Annotated in this window: 17 protein-coding genes; all 17 read right to left on the bottom strand. The window is 57.8% G+C overall.

The window, feature by feature from the left end:
• Positions 1 to 6: 6 nt before the first annotated feature.
• The 17 genes from rplV to rplK all read right to left on the bottom strand — a co-directional run bounded on the left by rplV (position 7) and on the right by rplK (position 18,946).
• Positions 7 to 339, bottom strand: coding sequence for a 50S ribosomal protein L22 (rplV, locus tag FPB55_RS02345; protein ID WP_003103908.1), 333 nt, complete (start codon positions 337 to 339; stop codon positions 7 to 9).
• 11 nt (positions 340 to 350) lie between these two features.
• The gene (gene rpsS, locus FPB55_RS02340) at positions 351 to 626 is read right to left on the bottom strand and encodes a 30S ribosomal protein S19 (RefSeq protein WP_003255482.1); all 276 of its coding nucleotides are present in this window, start codon (positions 624 to 626) and stop codon (positions 351 to 353) included.
• Between the two features lie 16 nt (positions 627 to 642).
• Positions 643 to 1,467: a 50S ribosomal protein L2 gene (gene rplB / locus FPB55_RS02335; protein ID WP_003255483.1), complete on the bottom strand. Its 825-nt coding sequence runs from the start codon at positions 1,465 to 1,467 to the stop codon at positions 643 to 645.
• Between the two features lie 14 nt (positions 1,468 to 1,481).
• Positions 1,482 to 1,781 (bottom strand): 50S ribosomal protein L23, encoded by a 300-nt coding sequence (rplW, locus tag FPB55_RS02330; protein ID WP_003255484.1) that lies wholly within the window; start codon positions 1,779 to 1,781, stop codon positions 1,482 to 1,484.
• Complete coding sequence (rplD, locus tag FPB55_RS02325; protein WP_003255485.1) at positions 1,778 to 2,380, bottom strand: 50S ribosomal protein L4; 603 nt, start codon at positions 2,378 to 2,380, stop codon at positions 1,778 to 1,780. Before rplD ends, rplW begins: the two co-directional genes overlap by 4 nt.
• A gap of 12 nt (positions 2,381 to 2,392) precedes the next feature.
• Complete coding sequence (gene rplC / locus FPB55_RS02320; RefSeq protein ID WP_003255486.1) at positions 2,393 to 3,028, bottom strand: 50S ribosomal protein L3; 636 nt, start codon at positions 3,026 to 3,028, stop codon at positions 2,393 to 2,395.
• A gap of 80 nt (positions 3,029 to 3,108) precedes the next feature.
• A complete protein-coding gene (gene rpsJ / locus FPB55_RS02315) occupies positions 3,109 to 3,420 on the bottom strand; it encodes a 30S ribosomal protein S10 (RefSeq protein ID WP_003186070.1) in 312 nt (103 codons plus the stop codon).
• Positions 3,421 to 3,561: 141 nt separating this feature from the next.
• Entirely contained in the window at positions 3,562 to 4,755 is a 1,194-nt protein-coding gene (gene tuf / locus FPB55_RS02310) for an elongation factor Tu (protein WP_010951775.1), read from the bottom strand.
• Positions 4,756 to 4,782: 27 nt separating this feature from the next.
• On the bottom strand, positions 4,783 to 6,930 hold the full coding sequence (gene fusA, locus FPB55_RS02305) for an elongation factor G (RefSeq protein WP_009681248.1): 2,148 nt from the start codon (positions 6,928 to 6,930) through the stop codon (positions 4,783 to 4,785).
• Between the two features lie 30 nt (positions 6,931 to 6,960).
• Entirely contained in the window at positions 6,961 to 7,431 is a 471-nt protein-coding gene (gene rpsG / locus FPB55_RS02300) for a 30S ribosomal protein S7 (protein WP_003246741.1), read from the bottom strand.
• Between the two features lie 106 nt (positions 7,432 to 7,537).
• A complete protein-coding gene (gene rpsL / locus FPB55_RS02295) occupies positions 7,538 to 7,909 on the bottom strand; it encodes a 30S ribosomal protein S12 (RefSeq protein WP_003255492.1) in 372 nt (123 codons plus the stop codon).
• A gap of 211 nt (positions 7,910 to 8,120) precedes the next feature.
• Complete coding sequence (gene rpoC, locus FPB55_RS02290) at positions 8,121 to 12,320, bottom strand: DNA-directed RNA polymerase subunit beta' (RefSeq protein ID WP_009681247.1); 4,200 nt, start codon at positions 12,318 to 12,320, stop codon at positions 8,121 to 8,123.
• 64 nt (positions 12,321 to 12,384) lie between these two features.
• Positions 12,385 to 16,458, bottom strand: coding sequence for a DNA-directed RNA polymerase subunit beta (gene rpoB / locus FPB55_RS02285; protein ID WP_009681246.1), 4,074 nt, complete (start codon positions 16,456 to 16,458; stop codon positions 12,385 to 12,387).
• Positions 16,459 to 16,678: 220 nt separating this feature from the next.
• Positions 16,679 to 17,044 carry a 50S ribosomal protein L7/L12 gene (rplL, locus tag FPB55_RS02280; RefSeq protein WP_003255496.1) on the bottom strand — a complete coding sequence of 122 codons (366 nt, stop codon included), beginning with the start codon at positions 17,042 to 17,044 and terminating at the stop codon, positions 16,679 to 16,681.
• A gap of 77 nt (positions 17,045 to 17,121) precedes the next feature.
• Positions 17,122 to 17,622 (bottom strand): 50S ribosomal protein L10, encoded by a 501-nt coding sequence (gene rplJ, locus FPB55_RS02275; protein WP_009681245.1) that lies wholly within the window; start codon positions 17,620 to 17,622, stop codon positions 17,122 to 17,124.
• Between the two features lie 197 nt (positions 17,623 to 17,819).
• On the bottom strand, positions 17,820 to 18,515 hold the full coding sequence (gene rplA / locus FPB55_RS02270; protein ID WP_009681244.1) for a 50S ribosomal protein L1: 696 nt from the start codon (positions 18,513 to 18,515) through the stop codon (positions 17,820 to 17,822).
• On the bottom strand, positions 18,515 to 18,946 hold the full coding sequence (gene rplK, locus FPB55_RS02265) for a 50S ribosomal protein L11 (RefSeq protein WP_003255500.1): 432 nt from the start codon (positions 18,944 to 18,946) through the stop codon (positions 18,515 to 18,517). The genes rplA and rplK overlap by 1 nt, the downstream gene beginning before the upstream one ends.
• Between the last annotated feature and the right edge of the window lie 64 nt (positions 18,947 to 19,010).

The following is a 19,010-nucleotide window of genomic DNA, read 5'->3' as shown; positions in this document are numbered from 1 at the left end:
ACTCCGTTACTTGTCCGCAACCTTGACAGTGATATGGCAAGACCGCTTGACGATGCGATCAGCACGGCCTTTGGCACGTGGCATGATGCGCTTCAGCGAACGCCCTTCGTTGACGAAGACGGTGGAGACCTTCAGGTCATCAACGTCTGCGCCTTCGTTGTGTTCGGCGTTGGCTACGGCCGACTCGAGGACTTTCTTCATGATTTCAGCAGCTTTTTTGCTGCTGAAGGCCAACAGGTTGAGCGCTTCGCCCACCTTCTTCCCGCGGATCTGGTCGGCGACCAAGCGGGCTTTCTGGGCGGAGATTCGAGCGCCCGACAACTTAGCGGCTACTTCCATTTCCTTACCCCTTAACGCTTGGCTTTCTTGTCAGCCACGTGCCCGCGATAGGTGCGGGTACCGGCGAACTCGCCCAGTTTGTGGCCGACCATGTCTTCGTTCACCAGAACTGGGACATGTTGACGACCGTTGTGTACCGCGATGGTCAGACCGACCATTTGTGGCAGGATCATCGAACGACGCGACCAGGTTTTAACTGGCTTGCGATCATTCTTCTCCACCGCCACTTCGACCTTCTTCAGCAGGTGAAGATCGATAAAAGGACCTTTTTTCAGAGAACGTGGCACTGTCGTATCCCTCTAGTTACTTGCGACGACGGACGATCATGTTGTCGGTACGCTTATTACCACGGGTTTTAGCACCCTTGGTTGGGAAGCCCCATGGCGATACCGGATGACGACCACCGGAGGTACGACCTTCACCACCACCGTGTGGGTGGTCAACCGGGTTCATGGCAACACCACGAACGGTTGGGCGAACGCCGCGCCAGCGTTTGGCACCAGCTTTACCCAGCGAACGCAGGCTGTGCTCGGAGTTCGAGACTTCGCCCAGGGTCGCACGGCACTCAGCCAGGACTTTACGCATTTCACCAGAGCGCAGACGCAGGGTCACGTAGACACCTTCGCGAGCGATCAGCTGAGCCGAAGCACCAGCGGAACGAGCGATCTGTGCACCTTTACCCGGCTTCAGTTCGATGCCGTGGATGGTGCTACCTACTGGAATGTTGCGCAGCTGCAGGGAGTTACCGGCCTTGATTGGGGCCAGTGCACCTGCGATCAGCTGGTCGCCAGCGCTCACGCCTTTAGGGGCGATGATGTAGCGACGCTCACCGTCTGCGTAGCACAGCAGGGCGATGTGAGCAGTACGGTTCGGGTCGTATTCGATACGCTCGACAGTGGCTGGGATGCCATCTTTGTCGTTGCGACGGAAGTCGACCAGACGGTAATGCTGCTTATGACCACCACCAACGTGACGAGTGGTAATGCGGCCATTGTTGTTACGACCACCAGACTTCGATTTTTTCTCGATCAGCGGTGCGTGAGGAGCGCCTTTGTGCAGCTCCTTGTTGACCACCTTGACCACGAAACGGCGGCCAGGGGAAGTCGGTTTGCATTTAACGATTGCCATGATGCACCCCTTCCTTACTCAGCACTGCTGCTGAAATCGAGATCTTGGCCTGGCTGAAGGGAGACGATCGCCTTCTTCCAGTCATTACGCTTGCCCAGACCACGTGCGGTACGCTTGGTTTTACCCAGAACGTTAACAGTCGACACGTTTTCAACTTTTACGTTGAACAGGCCTTCGACAGCTTTCTTGATTTCCAGCTTGGTTGCATCGGTAGCAACCTTGAATACGAACTGGCCTTTTTTCTCAGCCAGAACGGTAGCCTTCTCGGAAACGTGCGGGCCAAGGAGGACTTTGAATACGCGTTCCTGGTTCATCCCAGCAGCTCCTCGAATTTCTTCACGGCCGAGACAGTGATCAACACTTTCTCGTATGCGATCAGACTGACCGGGTCGGAACCTTGTACGTCACGTACATCGACGTGCGGCAGGTTACGAGCAGCCAGGTACAGGTTCTGATCAACAGCGTCGGAAACGATCAAAACATCGCTCAGACCCATGCCGTTCAGCTTGTTCAGCAGATCTTTGGTTTTTGGCGCTTCAACAGCGAAGTCCTGAACCACGACCAGACGGTCGCTACGCACCAGCTCAGCGAGGATGGAGCGCAGTGCTGCGCGGTACATCTTCTTGTTGAGCTTCTGCGAGTGATCTTGAGGGCGAGCTGCGAAGGTTACACCACCGCCACGCCAGATCGGACCACGAGTGGTACCAGCACGAGCACGGCCAGTACCCTTCTGACGCCATGGGCGCTTACCGCCACCAGCCACGTCGGAACGGGTCTTCTGCTGCTTGGTACCCTGACGGCCGCCAGCCATGTAGGCCACGACTGCTTGGTGAACCAGCGTCTCGTTGAATTCGCCACCGAAAGTCAGTTCGGAAACTTCGATCGCCTGAGCGTCATTTACATTAAGTTGCATGTCAGTTTCCCCTTAACCGCGAGCCTTGACAGCTGGACGTACAACCACGTCGCCACCAGTAGCGCCAGGTACGGCACCTTTGATCAGCAGCAGGTTGCGTTCAGCGTCTACGCGAACTACTTCCAGGGACTGAACAGTCACGCGCTCGGCGCCCATGTGACCGGACATTTTCTTGCCCTTGAACACACGACCAGGAGTCTGGCACTGGCCGATGGAACCAGGAACACGGTGCGACACGGAGTTACCGTGGGTGTTGTCCTGACCACGGAAGTTCCAGCGCTTGATGGTACCGGCAAAGCCTTTACCTTTGGACTGACCAGTAACGTCAACCAGCTGGCCTGCAGTGAAGAGTTCAGCTTTGATCAGATCGCCAGCCTGGAAATCGCCTTCTTCAAGACGGAACTCCCAAACACCGCGACCAGCGGCAACGTTGGCCTTGGCGAAGTGGCCTGCCTGAGCGGCAGTCACACGCGAAGCACGACGCTCGCCGACAGTGACTTGCACTGCACGGTAGCCATCGGTTTCTTCAGTTTTGAACTGGGTGACGCGATTCGGCTCGATCTCAATGACCGTGACCGGAATGGAGACACCTTCTTCGGTGAAAATGCGGGTCATACCGCACTTGCGACCGATTACACCAATAGTCATGTTGTAAACCTCATGAGTGTACGGGGCTTTCACCCGCTATGGCCGCCCATTTCAGAGCGTTACACGACTAGACCGAAGTCTTAGCCGAGGCTGATCTGTACTTCCACACCTGCCGCCAGATCAAGCTTCATCAGCGCGTCAACGGTTTTATCCGTTGGCTGGACGATGTCCAGAACACGCTTATGAGTGCGGATCTCGTACTGGTCACGCGCGTCTTTGTTGACGTGCGGGGAAACCAGAACGGTGAAACGCTCTTTGCGGGTAGGCAGTGGAATTGGACCACGCACTTGTGCACCAGTACGTTTCGCGGTTTCCACGATTTCCTGGGTGGATTGGTCGATCAGGCGATGGTCGAAAGCCTTCAACCTGATACGGATTTGCTGATTTTGCATTGGATTTCAGACTCCAGGCTGTTCCCAACGGACGCACCACGCCCGCTAAAAGGAGGCGTGATTCTATAGACGCCCCCATTTAGTGTCAACCCAATAAAAAAAACCCCCGCTGAGCGGGGGTTTTTTCAATCGGTCGAGAGATTACTCGATGATTTTGGCTACGACGCCGGCGCCGACGGTACGACCGCCTTCACGGATAGCGAAGCGCAGACCGTCTTCCATTGCGATGGTCTTGATCAGGGTAACAGTCATCTGAATGTTGTCACCTGGCATTACCATTTCAACGCCTTCCGGCAGTTCGCAGTTACCGGTCACGTCAGTGGTACGGAAGTAGAACTGAGGACGGTAGCCTTTGAAGAACGGAGTGTGACGGCCGCCTTCTTCCTTGGACAGAACGTAGACTTCTGCGGTGAACTTGGTGTGCGGCTTGACCGAACCTGGCTTGACCAGAACCTGGCCACGCTCAACGTCGTCACGCTTGGTACCACGCAGCAGAACGCCGCAGTTCTCGCCAGCACGGCCTTCGTCCAGCAGCTTGCGGAACATCTCAACACCGGTGCAGGTGGTGGTGGTGGTGTCACGCAGACCAACGATTTCCAGCGGATCCTGAACGCGGACGATACCACGCTCGATACGACCGGTAACTACGGTACCACGACCCGAGATCGAGAATACGTCTTCGATTGGCATCAGGAATGGCTGGTCGATGGCACGAACTGGCTCAGGGATGTAGGCATCCAGAGTTTCTACCAGCTTCTTGACAGCGGTAGTGCCCATTTCGTTGTCGTCTTTGCCTTCCAGCGCCATACGAGCCGAACCGATGATGATCGGGGTGTCGTCGCCTGGGAAGTCGTAGGTGGACAGCAGGTCGCGAACTTCCATCTCAACCAGTTCCAGCAGCTCAGCGTCGTCTACCAGGTCAGCCTTGTTCAGGAAGACCACGATGTACGGAACGCCAACCTGACGGGACAGCAGGATGTGCTCACGGGTTTGTGGCATCGGACCATCGGCGGCCGAGCAAACCAGGATCGCGCCGTCCATCTGGGCAGCACCGGTGATCATGTTCTTCACGTAGTCAGCGTGACCTGGGCAGTCAACGTGAGCGTAGTGACGAATGTTCGAGTTGTACTCGACGTGAGCGGTGTTGATGGTAATACCGCGCGCTTTTTCTTCCGGAGCCGAGTCGATCTTGTCGAACTCAACGACTGCCGAACCGAAAACTTCGGAGCAGACGCGAGTCAGAGCTGCGGTCAGAGTGGTCTTACCGTGGTCAACGTGGCCGATGGTGCCGACGTTAACGTGGGGAAGGGAACGATCAAATTTTTCTTTAGCCACGACAGTGAACCTCTTGCCTAAAGGGGATTAGCCTTGTTTTTTAACGAGTGCTTCGACGATGTTCGACGGAGCTTCGGCGTATTTGGAGAATTCCATGGAGTAGCTTGCGCGACCCTGAGACATGGAACGAACGTCGGTTGCATAACCGAACATTTCTCCGAGTGGTACCTCAGCAGTGATTACCTTGCCGGACACCGAGTCTTCATTACCCTGGATCATCCCACGACGACGGCTCAGGTCACCCATCACGTCACCCAGGTAGTCTTCCGGGGTTACAACTTCAACCTTCATGATCGGCTCAAGCACCACGCCACCGCCCTTCTGGGCCAGTTGCTTGGTCGCCATCGAAGCGGCGATCTTGAACGCCATTTCGTTGGAGTCGACGTCGTGGTACGAACCGTCGAACACTGTAGCCTTCAGGCCGAGCAGCGGATAGCCGGCAACAACGCCGTTTTTCATCTGCTCTTCGATACCCTTCTGGATCGGGGCGATGAATTCCTTCGGAATCACACCACCAACGACTTCGTTGGTGAAGACCAGACCTTCGGTGATGTTGCCCTTCTCGTCGACGTCTGGCTCCGAGAAACGGATCCAGCAGTGACCGAACTGACCACGACCACCCGACTGACGAACGAACTTGCCTTCGATCTCGACGTTGGACTTGGTGATCTTCTCGCGGTACGAAACCTGCGGCTTGCCGACGTTGCACTCGACGTTGAATTCGCGCTTCATGCGGTCAACGAGAATGTCCAGGTGCAGCTCACCCATACCGGAGATGATGGTCTGGCCGGTTTCTTCGTCGGTCTTGACGCGGAACGACGGGTCTTCCTGGGCCAGCTTGCCCAGTGCGATACCCATCTTCTCCTGGTCAGCCTTGGTTTTCGGCTCTACGGAGAGCGAAATTACCGGCTCAGGGAAGTCCATACGCTCAAGGATGATCGGCTTGTCGAGGTTGCACAGGGTATCACCGGTGGTGACGTCCTTCATCCCGATCAGAGCAGCGATGTCGCCTGCACGTACTTCCTTGATCTCTTCACGCTGGTTGGCGTGCATCTGCACCATACGGCCAACGCGCTCTTTCTTGCCCTTGACCGAGTTGATGACGGAGTCACCAGAGGTCAGGAAGCCCGAGTAAACGCGGACGAAGGTCAGGGTGCCCACGAACGGGTCGGTAGCGATCTTGAACGCCAGGGCCGAGAACGGCTCGTCGTCGTCAGCAGGACGCTCGTCGTACTGTTCAGGCTTGACTTCATCCTTCGGCACGTCGATCAGATCAGGGTGGATACCCTTGATCGCAGGGATCTCGGTTGGCGCAGGCAGGTAGTCAATGACGGCATCGAGAACCAGGGGAACGCCCTTGTTCTTGAACGAAGAACCGCAGACAGCAGGAACGATCTCGCTCGCCAGGGTACGGGCGCGCAGACCAGCCTTGATGTCTTCGACGGACAGGTCACCTTCTTCAAGGTACTTGTTCATCAGCTCTTCGCTGGCCTCGGCAGCAGCCTCGACCATGTTGCTGCGCCATTCGTTGGCCAGGTCCACCAGCTCGGCAGGAATCTCTTCCTCGCGATAGGTGGTGCCTTTGTCGTCGTCGTTCCAGTAGATGGCTTTCATCTTGATCAGGTCAACCTGACCCTGGAAGTCATCTTCTGCACCGATGGCCAGCTGAACCGGAACCGGGGTGTGACCCAGACGGTTCTTGATCTGACCTACAACGCGCAGGAAGTTGGCACCGGCACGGTCCATCTTGTTCACGTAGACAACACGTGGAACGCCGTACTTGTTGGCCTGACGCCATACGGTTTCGGACTGCGGCTCAACGCCGGAGGTACCGCAGAACACAACGACCGCGCCGTCGAGTACGCGCAGCGAACGCTCTACTTCAATGGTGAAGTCAACGTGGCCGGGGGTATCGATGACGTTTACGCGGTAGTTGTCGTACTGACCACGGGAACCTTTCCAGAAGGTGGTAACGGCAGCGGAGGTAATGGTGATACCCCGCTCCTGCTCCTGCACCATCCAGTCGGTGGTCGCGGCGCCGTCATGCACCTCGCCCATCTTGTGGCTCAGACCTGTGTAGAACAGGATCCGCTCGGTAGTGGTAGTCTTGCCCGCGTCAACGTGGGCACAGATACCGATGTTACGGTAGCGGTTAATTGCTGTAGTACGAGCCATAAAGCCCTCGCGAAATGATTGATGCTTGAATTAGAAGCGGTAGTGCGAGAACGCTTTGTTGGCTTCAGCCATACGGTGCACGTCTTCACGCTTCTTGACTGCAGCACCCTTGCCTTCGGCAGCATCCAGCAGTTCGCCGGCCAGACGCAGAGCCATCGACTTCTCGCCGCGCTTGCGGGCGTAGTCTACGAGCCAGCGCATTGCCAGAGCGTTACGACGGGATGGACGAACTTCAACCGGAACCTGGTAAGTAGCACCGCCTACACGGCGGGACTTGACTTCGACCAGCGGAGCGATGGCGTCGAGAGCTTTCTCGAAGATTTCCAGGGGGTCGCTGTTCTTGCGTGCTTTGACGGTATCCAGGGCACCGTAAACGATGCGCTCGGCTACGGCCTTCTTGCCGCTTTCCATCACGTGGTTCATGAACTTGGCGAGGATCTGGGATCCGTACTTCGGATCGTCAAGGATCTCACGTTTTGCTGCTACACGACGTCTTGGCATGATAAGCCCTCAAACGGTCTTCAGGTTAGCCCGGGACGCGGGTCTTCGACCCCTGCCCGACCTTACTCTTATCGACTCAAAAAAATGGATGTCTGCAAACGGCCGATTACTTCGGACGCTTGGTACCGTATTTCGAACGACCCTGGTTACGGCCTTTGACGCCCGAAGTATCCAGAGAGCCGCGAACGGTGTGGTAACGAACACCTGGCAAGTCTTTTACACGGCCGCCACGGATCAGGACGACGCTGTGCTCTTGCAGGTTGTGGCCTTCACCACCGATGTACGAGGAAACCTCGAAACCGTTGGTCAGACGCACACGGCATACTTTACGCAGTGCCGAGTTAGGTTTTTTCGGCGTGGTGGTGTACACACGGGTGCACACGCCACGACGTTGCGGGCAGTTCTGCAGCGCAGGAACGTCGGACTTCTCGACCGAACGCTTACGCGGCTGACGTACCAGCTGGTTGATAGTTGCCATCTACTAGCTCCACTGATTGTCTTGCGACTCTATTGTCTTGCAAGAAAGCCAAAAATTGGCGAGACGGAGCCTCACCAAATTTAAGGGTACAAAAGTCTAAAGAGGATCTTGCACCCAGTCAAGACAAGGCCCCGGCCCTCCTCGCCCGATCATCGGCAACATTTCATGTCACCGATGCCCGTTCGAGGGTAGCCGGGGCCCCGCCCTGGACTTAGTTACCGCTGGAATTCAGCGCTTCGGTCAGTGCGGCTTCCACCTCACTGGCGCTGACACGCAACGGTTTGTCGGCATCACGGCGACGCTTGCGCTCGCTGTGGTAAGCCAGACCAGTACCGGCTGGGATCAAACGACCCACAACCACGTTCTCCTTCAGGCCGCGCAGGTAGTCGCGCTTGCCGGTTACCGCCGCTTCGGTCAGTACGCGGGTGGTTTCCTGGAAGGAAGCCGCGGAGATGAACGACTCGGTCGACAGCGAGGCCTTGGTGATACCCAGCAGCACACGGGTGAACTTGGAGATGAACTTGTCCTCGCTGGCGAGACGCTCGTTCTCTACCAGTACCTGGGTCAGTTCCATCTGGTCGCCCTTGATGAAGCTGGAATCGCCCGACTCGGAGATCTCGACCTTGCGCAGCATCTGACGCAGGATGGTCTCGATGTGCTTGTCGTTGATCTTCACGCCTTGCAGACGGTAAACGTCCTGGATCTCGTTGACGATGTACTTCGCCAGCGCGCTGACACCCAGCAGACGCAGGATGTCGTGCGGATCGCTCGGGCCGTCGGAGATAACTTCACCGCGGTTTACCTGCTCACCTTCGAACACGTTCAGGTGGCGCCACTTCGGAATCAGCTCTTCGTACGGATCGCTACCGTCGGTCGGAGTGATCACCAGGCGACGCTTGCCCTTGGTCTCTTTACCGAATGCGATGGTGCCGCTGACTTCAGCCAGAATCGAGGCTTCTTTCGGACGACGCGCTTCGAACAGGTCGGCAACGCGCGGCAGACCACCGGTGATGTCACGGGTCTTCGACGTTTCTTGCGGGATACGCGCAATAACGTCACCAACACCGATCTGGGCACCGTCAGCCACACCCACGAGGGCGTTGGCCGGCAGGAAGTACTGGGCAGGTACGTCGGTACCTGGCAGGTACAGATCCTTGCCAGCGGCATCGACCATCTTGATTGCCGGACGGATTTCCTTGCCTGCGGCAGGGCGATCCTTCACGTCCAGTACTTCAATGTTGGTCAAGCCGGTCAGTTCATCGGTCTGACGCTTGATGGTGATGTTTTCTTCCATGCCCACGAAGGTCACGGTACCTTTCAGCTCGGTAACGATCGGGTGGGTGTGCGGGTCCCACTTGGCGACGATGGCGCCAGCTTCGACCTTTTCACCTTCCTTGACCGAAATCACTGCACCGTAAGGCAGCTTGTAGCGCTCACGCTCACGGCCGAATTCGTCGGCAATGGCCAACTCACCGGAACGCGATACGGCAACCAGGTTGCCGTCGGCACGCTCGACCTGCTTCAGGTTGTGCAGACGCACCATACCGCCGTTCTTCACCTGGACGCTGTCGGCAGCCGAAGTACGGCTTGCAGCACCACCGATGTGGAACGTACGCATGGTCAGCTGGGTACCCGGCTCACCGATCGACTGTGCAGCGATAACGCCGACAGCTTCACCGATGTTCACCTGGTGACCGCGAGCCAGGTCACGACCGTAGCACTTGGCGCAGATGCCGTAGCGGGTTTCGCAGCTGATCGGCGAACGCACGATCACTTCGTCGATGCTGTTCAGCTCGATGAACTCGACCCACTGCTCGTCGACCAGGGTACCGGCCGGAACGATCACGTCCTCGGTGCCTGGCTTGAACACGTCGCGGGCGATGACACGACCCAGTACACGCTCACCCAGCGGCTCTACAACGTCGCCGCCTTCGATGTGCGGCGTCATCAGCAGGCCTTGGTCGGTGCCGCAGTCGATCTCGGTAACCACCAGATCCTGGGCAACGTCCACCAGACGACGCGTCAGGTAACCCGAGTTCGCAGTCTTCAAGGCGGTATCCGCCAGACCCTTACGAGCACCGTGGGTCGAGATGAAGTACTGGAGTACGCTCAGACCTTCACGGAAGTTCGCGGTGATCGGCGTCTCGATGATCGAGCCGTCCGGCTTGGCCATCAGGCCACGCATACCAGCCAGCTGACGGATCTGTGCTGCGGAACCCCGCGCACCCGAGTCAGCCATCATGTACATCGAGTTGAAGGACTCTTGCTCGACTTCCTTGCCCTCGCGGTCGATGACCTTCTCTTTCGAGAGGTTGGCCATCATCGCCTTGGACACTTCGTCGTTCGCCTTGGACCACAAGTCGATGACCTTGTTGTACTTCTCGCCCTGGGTTACCAGGCCGGAGGCGTACTGGCTCTCGATTTCCTTCACTTCATCGGTAGCGTTACCGATGATGCGGGCTTTCTCGTCCGGGATAACGAAGTCGTTAACACCGATGGAAACACCGGAAATGGTCGAGTAGGCGAAACCGGTGTACATCAACTGGTCAGCGAAGATGACGGTCTCTTTCAGACCAACCACGCGGTAGCACTGGTTGATCAGCTTGGAGATCGCCTTTTTCTTCATTGGCTGGTTGACCACATCGTACGGCAGGCCTGCCGGTACAACCTGGAACAGCAGCGCACGGCCGACGGTGGTGTCGACGATACGGGTGTTCTTGACCACCGAGCCATCACGCTCTTTCACGGTTTCGTTGATACGAACCTTGATTTTCGCGTGCAGGGCAGCTTCGCCGGCGCGGAATACGCGGTCGACTTCCTGCAGGTCGGCGAATACGCGACCTTCGCCCTTGGCATTGATGGCCTCACGGGTCATGTAGTACAGACCCAGTACAACGTCCTGCGACGGAACGATGATTGGCTCACCGTTGGCTGGCGACAGAATGTTGTTGGTCGACATCATCAGCGCGCGCGCTTCGAGCTGGGCTTCCAGCGTCAGCGGCACGTGAACGGCCATCTGGTCACCGTCGAAGTCGGCGTTGTACGCGGCGCAGACCAGCGGGTGCAGCTGGATGGCTTTACCTTCGATCAGAACCGGTTCAAAGGCCTGGATACCCAGACGGTGCAGGGTTGGCGCACGGTTGAGCAGTACGGGGTGTTCGCGGATCACCTCGGCGAGAACGTCCCATACCTCTGGCAGCTCGCGCTCGACCATCTTCTTGGCAGCCTTGATGGTGGTCGCCAGACCACGCATTTCCAGCTTGCCGAAAATGAACGGCTTGAACAGTTCGAGGGCCATCTTCTTCGGCAGACCGCACTGGTGCAGACGCAGGGTCGGGCCTACGGTAATTACCGAACGGCCGGAGTAGTCCACACGCTTACCGAGCAAGTTCTGACGGAAGCGACCTTGCTTACCTTTGATCATGTCGGCCAGGGACTTCAGCGGACGCTTGTTCGAGCCAGTGATGGCGCGACCGCGACGGCCGTTGTCCAGCAGGGCGTCGACCGCCTCCTGCAGCATGCGCTTTTCGTTGCGCACGATGATGTCCGGCGCCGACAGATCCAGCAGGCGCTTCAGACGGTTGTTACGGTTGATCACCCGACGATACAGGTCGTTCAGGTCGGAGGTCGCGAAGCGGCCACCATCCAGCGGCACCAGCGGACGCAGGTCCGGCGGCAGTACTGGCAGAACGGTCAGCACCATCCACTCAGGCAGGTTGCCCGAGCCCTGGAAAGCTTCCATCAGCTTCAGGCGCTTGGACAGCTTCTTGATCTTGGTTTCCGAGTTGGTCTGCGGAATTTCTTCGCGCAGGCGGCCGATCTCGTGCTCCAGGTCGATAGCGTGCAGCAGTTCGCGGACAGCCTCGGCACCCATGCGGGCGTCGAAGTCGTCACCGAACTCTTCCAGCGCTTCGAAGTACTGCTCGTCGTTCAGCAGCTGGCCCTTTTCCAGGGTGGTCATGCCCGGGTCGATAACGACGTAGCTCTCGAAGTAGAGCACGCGCTCGATGTCACGCAGGGTCATGTCCATCAGCAGGCCGATACGGGACGGCAGCGACTTCAGGAACCAGATGTGAGCGACCGGCGAGGCCAGCTCGATGTGCGCCATGCGCTCACGACGCACTTTGGCCAGGGCAACTTCAACGCCGCACTTCTCGCAGATTACGCCACGGTGCTTGAGGCGCTTGTACTTGCCGCACAGGCACTCGTAGTCCTTGACTGGGCCAAAGATCTTGGCGCAGAACAGGCCGTCACGCTCAGGCTTGAACGTACGGTAGTTGATGGTTTCCGGCTTCTTAACTTCACCGAACGACCACGAACGGATCATTTCAGGCGACGCCAGACCGATGCGGATGGCGTCGAACTCTTCGACTTGACCCTGGTTTTTCAGCAAATTCAGTAGGTCTTTCAAGGCCTTTCCTCCTGGCGGAGCAGGGAGCGGGCATTACCTGCCCCACTCCCCTTCGCGTCACGTGTTATTCGGTTTCCAGATCGATATCGATACCGAGGGAACGGATCTCTTTGATCAACACGTTGAAGGACTCGGGCATGCCCGGCTCCATACGGTGATCGCCATCCACGATGTTCTTGTACATCTTGGTACGGCCGTTCACGTCGTCCGACTTCACTGTGAGCATTTCTTGCAGGGTGTATGCCGCGCCGTATGCTTCCAGCGCCCACACTTCCATCTCCCCGAAACGCTGACCACCGAACTGCGCCTTACCACCCAGCGGCTGCTGGGTAACCAGGCTGTAGGAACCAGTGGAACGCGCGTGCATCTTGTCGTCCACCAAGTGGTTCAGCTTGAGCATGTACATGTAACCAACGGTCACCGGACGCTCGAACTTGTTGCCGGTACGGCCATCGAACAGCACCATCTGGCCGCTTTCTGGCAGGTCTGCCAGTTTCAGCATGGCCTTGATCTCGCGCTCCTTGGCACCATCGAAGACCGGTGTAGCCATAGGCACACCTTTCTTCAGGTTGTGCGCCAGGGCCAGGATCTCGGCGTCGGAGAACTCGTCGAGGTTTTCCTGACGACCACCGATCTCGTTGTAGACCTCGGTCAGGAATACACGCAGCTCAGCGGCTTTGCGCTGCTCTTCGAGCATGCGGTCGATCTTCTCGCCCAGGCCTTTGGCCGCAAGGCCCAGGTGGGTTTCGAGGATCTGACCAACGTTCATACGCGAAGGTACGCCCAGCGGGTTCAGTACGACGTCGACCGGAGTACCGTTGGCGTCGTGCGGCATGTCTTCAACCGGCATGATAACCGAGACAACACCTTTGTTACCGTGACGGCCGGCCATCTTGTCACCCGGCTGGATGCGACGGCGGATTGCCAGGTAAACCTTGACGATCTTCAATACGCCTGGTGCCAGGTCATCGCCCTGCTGCAGCTTGCGCTTCTTGTCTTCGAACTTGTCGTCCAGCAGACGGCGACGGTCAACGATGTACTGCTGAGCCTTTTCCAGCTGCTCGTTCAGTGCATCTTCAGCCATGCGCAGCTTGAACCACTGGCCGTGCTCCAGACCGTCCAGTACTTCGTCGGAGATCACGGTGCCTTTCTTCAGGCCCGCGCCACCGTCGACCACCTGGCCGTTCAGGGCAGAACGCAGACGCTCGAAGGTTGCGCCTTCGACGATGCGGAACTCTTCGTTGAGGTCCTTGCGGATCTCGTCCAGCTGCATCTTCTCGATGGCCAGGGCGCGGCTGTCGCGCTCCACGCCATCACGGGTGAAGACCTGTACGTCGATGACAGTGCCCTTGGTGCCGGTTGGCACGCGCAGGGAAGTGTCCTTAACGTCGCTGGCTTTTTCGCCGAAGATGGCGCGCAGCAGTTTTTCTTCCGGAGTCAGCTGGGTTTCGCCTTTTGGCGTAACTTTACCGACCAGGATGTCACCCGCGCCGACTTCCGCACCCACGTAGACGATACCGGCTTCGTCCAGCTTGTTCAGTGCGGCTTCACCCACGTTCGGGATGTCCGCAGTGATTTCCTCTGGGCCAAGCTTGGTATCACGCGCCACACAGGTCAGTTCCTGAATGTGGATCGTGGTGAAGCGGTCTTCCTGCACCACACGTTCGGACAGGCAGATGGAGTCTTCGAAGTTGAAGCCGTTCCACGCCATGAAGGCGATACGCATGTTCTGACCCAGTGCCAGCTCACCCATGTCGGTGGACGGGCCGTCGGCCATGATGTCGCTGCGCTGAACCTTGTCACCCTTGCTGACCAGCGGACGCTGGTTGATGCAGGTGTTCTGGTTGGAACGGGTGTACTTGGTCAGGTTGTAGATGTCCACACCGGCTTCACCGGTCTCGACTTCATCGTCATTGACCCGAACGACGATACGGCTGGCGTCGACCGAGTCGATCACGCCACCGCGGCGAGCAACCACGCAGACACCGGAGTCACGGGCAACGTTGCGCTCCATGCCGGTACCCACCAGCGGCTTGTCGGCACGCAGGGTCGGTACAGCCTGACGCTGCATGTTCGAACCCATCAGTGCACGGTTGGCGTCGTCGTGCTCGAGGAACGGGATCAGCGAGGCAGCGACGGAAACAACCTGCTTCGGCGAAACGTCCATCAGGGTGACGTCTTCCGGCGCCTTGACGGTGAATTCGTTCAGGTGACGGACCGCTACCAGCTCATCGATCAGCTGCTTCTTGTCGTTCATCGCGGCCGAAGCCTGGGCGATAACGTGATCGGCTTCTTCAATGGCCGACAGGAACACGATGTCGTCGCTGACCACACCTTCTTTCACCACGCGGTACGGGCTTTCCAGGAAGCCGTACTGGTTGGTGCGGGCATAGGCTGCCAGGGAGTTGATCAGACCGATGTTCGGACCTTCAGGGGTCTCGATCGGGCACACACGGCCGTAGTGGGTCGGGTGCACGTCACGGACTTCAAAGCCAGCACGCTCACGGGTCAGACCGCCAGGGCCGAGTGCAGAGACGCGGCGCTTGTGGGTGATCTCGGAGAGCGGGTTGTTCTGGTCCATGAACTGGGACAGCTGGCTGGAACCGAAGAACTCTTTCACCGCCGCCGCAACCGGCTTGGCGTTGATCAGGTCTTGCGGCATCAGGCCTTCGCTTTCCGCCATCGACAGACGTTCCTTGACCGCGCGCTCTACACGCACCAGGCCAACGCGGAACTGGTTCTCGGCCATCTCGCCGACGCAACGAACGCGACGGTTACCCAGGTGGTCGATGTCGTCGACAATGCCTTTGCCGTTACGGATATCGACCAGGGTCTTCAGGACCTCGACGATATCTTCCTTGCTCAGCACACCCGAACCCTCGATCTCGGTACGACCGATACGACGGTTGAACTTCATGCGGCCAACGGCGGACAGATCGTAACGCTCGGCGCTGAAGAACAGGTTGTTGAACAGGGTCTCGGCGGCGTCCTTGGTCGGCGGCTCGCCTGGACGCATCATGCGGTAGATTTCGACCAGGGCTTCCAGCTGGTTGCTGGTGGTGTCGATCTTCAGCGTGTCGGAGATGAACGGACCGCAGTCGATGTCGTTGGTGTACAGGGTCTCGATACGGACAACCTGCGCCTTGGCGACCTTGATCAGCAGCTCGGTGGTCATCTCGGTGTTGCACTCGGCGAGGATCTCACCGGTAGCCGGATGCACGATAGCCTTGGCTGTGGTGCGGCCCAGGACGTATTCCATAGGAACGTCCAGCTGCTTGACGCCGGCCTTTTCGATCTGGTTGATGTGGCGCGCGGTAATACGGCGGCCTTGCTCGACGATGACTTTGCCGGTTTCGTCATGGATGTCCATGACAGCAACTTCACCACGCAGACGCTGTGGCACCAGTTCCAGGCTAAGTTTTTCGCCGGAAATGTGGAACACGTTGGTGGTGTAGAAGGTGTTCAGCACTTCTTCAGTGCTGTAGCCCAGGGCACGCAGCAGCACCGAGGCCGGCAGTTTGCGGCGACGGTCGATACGCACGAACACGCAGTCCTTCGGGTCGAACTCGAAGTCCAGCCAGGAGCCGCGGTAAGGGATGATGCGAGCGGAGTACAGCAGCTTGCCGGAGCTGTGGGTCTTGCCACGGTCGTGGTCGAAGAACACACCAGGCGAACGGTGCAGCTGGGAAACGATCACACGCTCGGTACCGTTGATTACGAAGGTACCGTTTTCAGTCATCAGGGGGATTTCACCCATGTAGACTTCTTGCTCTTTGATGTCCTTGATCGCTTTGTTCGACGATTCCTTGTCGAAGATGATCAGGCGCACCTTGACCCGCAGTGGTACCGCGAAGGTCACACCACGCAGGACACATTCCTTCACATCGAAGGCGGGTTCGCCCAGGCGATAGCCTACGTACTCCAGGGCAGCATTGCCGGAGTAGCTGATGATCGGGAATACCGATTTGAAGGCCGCGTGCAGGCCGACGTCGCGGAAGTTATCCTTGGATGCTCCCGCTTGCAGGAATTCGCGATACGAATCCAGCTGGATGGCCAGGAGGTAAGGCACATCCATGACGTCCGGCAACTTGCTAAAGTCCTTGCGGATACGTTTTTTCTCAGTGTATGAGTAAGCCATCAGCGTTCCCCAGCTTGGTCACCTGCTTGTTTGGCTTCTCCCGGCGGGAGCAGCCAGAAAATCGTGCAAACCCCTTGGTTTGCGCCACCCACATGGGTGTCTTGCAGCTTGTTATCGGGGCCGGCATGACCGGCCACCAATAACGGAAAAAGGCCGGTGGCATAAGCCACCAGCCATCAGCCTTTTGCTCAACGCTCAGGCTGGCATCGCAAGGTCGAGATTACTTCAGCTCGACTTTAGCGCCTGCTTCTTCCAGCTTCTTCTTAGCGTCTTCAGCGGCTTCTTTCGAAACGCCTTCAGCTACAACCTGAGGAGCGCCATCGACTTTCTCTTTGGCTTCTTTCAGGCCCAGACCGGTCAGCTCGCGAACGGCTTTGATCACGTTCACTTTCTTGTCGCCGGCTTCAACCAGAACAACGTTGAACTCGGTCTGCTCTTCAACAACGGCAGCAGCAGCAGCTGGGCCAGCAGCGGCAACAGCAGCGGTAACGCCGAAGGTTTCTTCCATTGCTTTGATCAGCTCAACAACTTCCAGAACGGTTTTCTGGCCGATTGCTTCGATGATTTGTTCGTTAGTCAGGGACATGACTTAAATCCTGTATTGGGGTGACAGCCTACGCAGCCATCAAATTAAACGTATGATTTTGAAAGAATTCGCACGCCTTAGGCGGCGGTAGCTTCTTTCTGGTCGCGAATGGCTGCCAGAGTACGAGCCAGCTTGCTGGTGGCGCCTTGAATAACGCTCATCAGTTTCGCAATAGCTTCGTCGCGGGTCGGCAGGGTAGCCAACACGTCGATCTGGTTCGCTGCAATGAAATTGCCGTCAAACGCAGCTGCCTTGATCTCGAACTTGTCCTGACCCTTGGCGAACTCTTTGAACAGACGAGCAGCAGCGCCCGGGTGTTCGTTGGAGAAAGCAATCAGGGTCGGGCCTTTGAACGCGTCGTTGAGGATCGAAAATTCGGTGCCTTCAACAGCGCGCTTGAGCAGGGTGTTACGTACGACACGTACATAAACGCCAGCTTCGCGGGCCTCTTTACGGAGTCCGGTCATTGCGCCTACAGTCACACCACGGGCATCAGCCACGACAGCGGACAGAGCGACTTTGGCAGCCTCGTTGACTTCAGCGACGATGGCCTTCTTGTCTTCGAGTTTAATTGCCACGGGTTTACTCCTGGTTTTTACCGTTTCATCTGGCCGAAGCCTGATGTCGTTTTGGTGTCTGATTCGGTAACGAATCGGGAGCACCATCTGCGTGGGCTGGGTTTTTAAGGCTTGCGCCGCCTACGGTCTTGGATAGCCCCCGCCAGGCAGGGACCCCAATTTTTGCTGGTGGCGCGACATGTCGCACCACCATGTTCTTACACGTTCAGCGAGCTCTGATCGATGACCAGACCTGGGCCCATGGTGGTGCTCAGGGTAACGCGCTTAACGTAGATACCTTTCGAAGAAGCTGGCTTGATACGCTTCAGGTCAGCGATCAGGGCTTCAACGTTTTCCTTCAGCTTGCCAGCTTCAAAGCCGACCTTGCCAACGGAGGTGTGGATGATACCGTTCTTGTCGGTACGGTAGCGAACCTGACCAGCCTTGGCGTTTTTCACGGCAGTGGCTACGTCTGGAGTCACGGTACCAACTTTCGGGTTAGGCATCAGGCCGCGAGGACCCAGAACCTGACCCAGCTGACCTACAACGCGCATGGCATCAGGCGATGCGATGACGACGTCATAGTTCAGGTCGCCGCCTTTCATTTCGGCAGCCAGATCGTCCATACCTACGCGGTCAGCGCCTGCAGCCAGAGCAGCTTCAGCAGCTGGGCCCTGGGTGAAAACGGCAACGCGAACGGTCTTGCCAGTGCCGTGCGGCAGCACAGTAGCGCTACGTACGACCTGGTCGGATTTACGCGGGTCAACACCGAGGTTTACGGCGATGTCGTAGGACTCGACGAACTTGGCAGCAGGCAGCGAGGCCAGCAGAGTTGCCGCTTCTTCGAAGTTGTAGGCCTTGCCTGCTTCGATTTTCTCGGCGATTGCCTTTTGGCGTTTGGTCAGCTTAGCCATTACACACCCTCCACGTTCAGGCCCATGCTGCGGGCAGAGCCAGCGATGGTGCGTACAGCAGCGTCCAGGTCAGCGGCAGTCAGGTCAGCCTGTTTGGCTTTCGCGATGTCTTCCAGCTGAGCACGGGTAACGGTACCGACTTTAACGGTGTTCGGGCGAGCCGAACCACTGGTCAGGCCAGCAGCTTTCTTCAGCAGAACCGAGGCAGGGGTGCTCTTGGTCTCGAAGGTGAAGCTACGGTCGCTGTAGACAGTGATGATCACTGGAGTCGGCAGGCCGGCTTCTTGACCCTGGGTACGGGCGTTGAAGGCCTTGCAGAATTCCATGATGTTCACACCATGTTGACCCAGTGCTGGACCAACGGGTGGGCTTGGGTTGGCCTGGCCGGCCTTAACTTGCAGCTTGATGTAAGCCTGAATCTTCTTAGCCATGAGCTACTCCAAAATCGGGTACGAACGCCTGCTGGCTCCCCGGATGACTTGCGTTTTATCCCAG

The organism is Pseudomonas sp. BJP69 (assembly GCF_007633355.1).
GTDB classification, from domain to species: Bacteria; Pseudomonadota; Gammaproteobacteria; order Pseudomonadales; family Pseudomonadaceae; genus Aquipseudomonas; species Aquipseudomonas juntendi.
This window is presented reverse-complemented; position numbering and strand designations above follow the sequence as displayed.